The following is a 2,514-nucleotide window of genomic DNA, read 5'->3' as shown; positions in this document are numbered from 1 at the left end:
GTAAGCGGTTCGAGGGCGCCCTGCTGCCGTCAGCTTGACGAGGGCTGGAAGTTCCAGGGGAGAAGGTCGTCGATCCTGCTGTTGGGATGACCGGCGGCGATGGCCTCAAGCGTGGCGGTGAGCCAGGCGAGGGGATCGACGCCGTTGAGCTTGCAGGTCTCGATCAGCGAGGCGATGCGGGCCCAGGCCCGCCCGCCTTCGTCATGGCCGGCAAAGAGCGCGTTCTTGCGGTTCAGCGTCAGGGGCCTGATCGCGTTCTCGACCGGGTTGGTGTCCATCTCGATGCGGCCGTCGCCCAAGAACAGAACCAGGCCGTCCCAGTGGCGCGCGAAGTAGGCGAGCTTCTCGCCGACCCGGGACTTGGCCGAGACCCTGGCGCGGGCCGCGTCCAGCCAGGTGCGGAAGGCTTCGACCAGCGGGACGGACCGGGCTTGCCGGGCGGCGAGGCGCGCGTCGGCGCCTTGGCCGCGGATCTCGGCCTCGATGGCGTAGAGCTCGGCGATGCGGCGCATGCCCTCCTCGGCGATCGGCGAGGCGTCGCGGTCGAAGACCTCGCGCAGCTTGCGTCGGCCGTGCGCCCAGCAGTGGGCGAGGCGCAGGGGCGCCTCCGGCCCCCGACCGCGGCTGACGGTCTTGTAGGCGGCATAGCCGTCGACCTGCAGCACACCGGCGAAGCCATGCAGCAGGCGCTCGGCATGTTCGGCGCCGCGACCGGGCGCGTAGCCATAGACCACAGCGGGCGGATCGGCGCCGCCCCAGCGACGGTCGTCCCGCGCCAGCGCCCAGAGGTATCCGGTTTTGGTTTTGCCTCGTCCCGGGTCCAGCACCGGCGCCGGGGTCTCGTCCATGAAGAGGCGGTCCCCGCGCTTCAGCTCTTCGGCCATCCGATCGACGATCGGGCCGAGGTGGAAGGCGGCCTTGCCGACCCAGCCGGCCAGGGTCGAGCGGTCCAGCTCGACGCCCGAGCGCGCTAGGATCTGCGCCTGCCTGTAGAGCGGCAAATGGTCGGCATACTTGGCGACCAGGACATGGGCGAGCGCCGCCTCGGTCGGCAGCCCGCCCTCGATCAGCCGCGCGGGCGCCTGCGCCTGGACCACGGCGCCCCTGCAACGCCGGCAGGCGTAGCGGGGGCGGATGGTCACGATGGCGCGCAGCTGAGCGGGGATGATGTCGAGACGCTCGGAGCGATCCTCGCCGATCCGCGCCATCTCTCCGCAGCCGCAGGGACAGAGCGTGCTTTCCGGCTCGATCACCCGCTCGATCCGGGGAAGATCGGCAGGCAGGCGGCCGATGTTCCGACGGGCCGCGGCGGGCGTGACGGCCCGGGCGGGCTTCGCGCCCGCGGGCGCGGCCTCGACCTCCGAGATCGCCGTTTCCAGGTCCTCGAAGCTCAGCTGCCGCTCGTCGGCGGCCAGCTTCTCGGACCTCTTGCCGTAGATCGCCTGGCGCAGTTCCCTCACCAGATGGTCGAGCCGCCGGTTCCGCTCGGCCAGGGCGGCGACCTCGGCCTCCAGAGCCAGACGCGCCGCGCGCTCGACTTCGAAGGCGGCGCGCAGCGCTGGCGGCAGGGCGCTCAGGTCGATGTCCTCGGGCGGGGCCATGCTCGCAGCATAGCTGGCGGCGTCGCGGGTGAGGCACCCCTGCGGGCGGCGTGATTCACTCCGCCGCAGCAGGGCGGCGTGGACGCCGGGGGCCGTAGATCCGTCGCCAGTCGAGCCCGTCGAACAGCGCCTCGAACTGGGCGCGCGACAGCCGCATCACCCCATCGCGGACCGCAGGCCAGGCGAACTTGCCCTCCTCCAGCCGCTTGTAGATCAGCACCAGCCCGCTGCCGTCCCACAGCAGCACCTTGATCCGGTCGCCGCGCTTCGAGCGGAACACCACGATCAGCCCGGAATGCGGGTCGAGGCCGAGGTCCCGCTCCACGACGGCGGCGAGCCCGTCATGGCCCTTGCGGAAGTCCACCGGCTTCGTCGCGACCACGACCCGGACGGCTTGCGCCGGGACGATCATCGCGCCCGGCGCAGGGCGACCGCCACCGCCGCGATCCGCTCGGGGGCCGCGTCGGCCGGGAGCCGGATCGTGACGCCGTCCTGCTCGATCTCGATGGCGGCCCCAGGCGCGGCCCTGGACGGCGGCGGCGACGCGTCCTCAAGCGCCAGCAGCGCGAACCCCGCATCGTCCTCGACCGGCAGCGCCAGCTTGCCTTGCCGGGCTTCGCGCCGCCAGGTCGTCACCTGCTGCGGCGCCACCCCGTGCCGCCGTGCGACGTCCACCACACGCACGCCCGCTGCATGGCTCTCCAGCACGATCCGGCCCTTGGCCTCGTCGCTCCAGAACCGGCGACCGCCGGGATGATCGAGCACCTCGACCCGGCCCGGCGCATCACCATCTTTGGCCAGTCTACGCTGCAAACCTCTTTGCAAAGCGGCGCTCCCATGCCCGAACAAATCGTCGGCAAGGGGACCATCACCGGGCGCGCTCAGCCAGACAGGGGGCGCCCGCCCCGCTTAC

General features: G+C 72.2%; 3 protein-coding genes. All 3 read right to left on the bottom strand.

Annotated elements, in window-relative coordinates:
* Positions 1-29 precede the first annotated feature (29 nt).
* Genes tnpC through tnpA form a run of 3 tightly spaced genes read right to left on the bottom strand, consistent with a single transcriptional unit; the run spans position 30 to position 2,366 of the window.
* Entirely contained in the window at positions 30-1,601 is a 1,572-nt protein-coding gene (tnpC, locus tag BM064_RS26530; protein WP_092866590.1) for an IS66 family transposase, read from the bottom strand.
* Positions 1,602-1,656: 55 nt separating this feature from the next.
* A complete protein-coding gene (tnpB, locus tag BM064_RS26525; RefSeq protein WP_245779311.1) occupies positions 1,657-1,983 on the bottom strand; it encodes an IS66 family insertion sequence element accessory protein TnpB in 327 nt (108 codons plus the stop codon).
* Between the two features lie 26 nt (positions 1,984-2,009).
* The gene (tnpA, locus tag BM064_RS26520) at positions 2,010-2,366 is read right to left on the bottom strand and encodes an IS66-like element accessory protein TnpA (RefSeq protein WP_245779310.1); all 357 of its coding nucleotides are present in this window, start codon (positions 2,364-2,366) and stop codon (positions 2,010-2,012) included.
* Between the last annotated feature and the right edge of the window lie 148 nt (positions 2,367-2,514).

The organism is Albimonas pacifica, from assembly GCF_900113695.1.
Taxonomy (GTDB): domain Bacteria; phylum Pseudomonadota; class Alphaproteobacteria; order Rhodobacterales; family Rhodobacteraceae; genus Albimonas; species Albimonas pacifica.
Note: the sequence above shows the minus strand (reverse complement) of the source record. Positions and strands in the feature narration are given on the sequence as shown.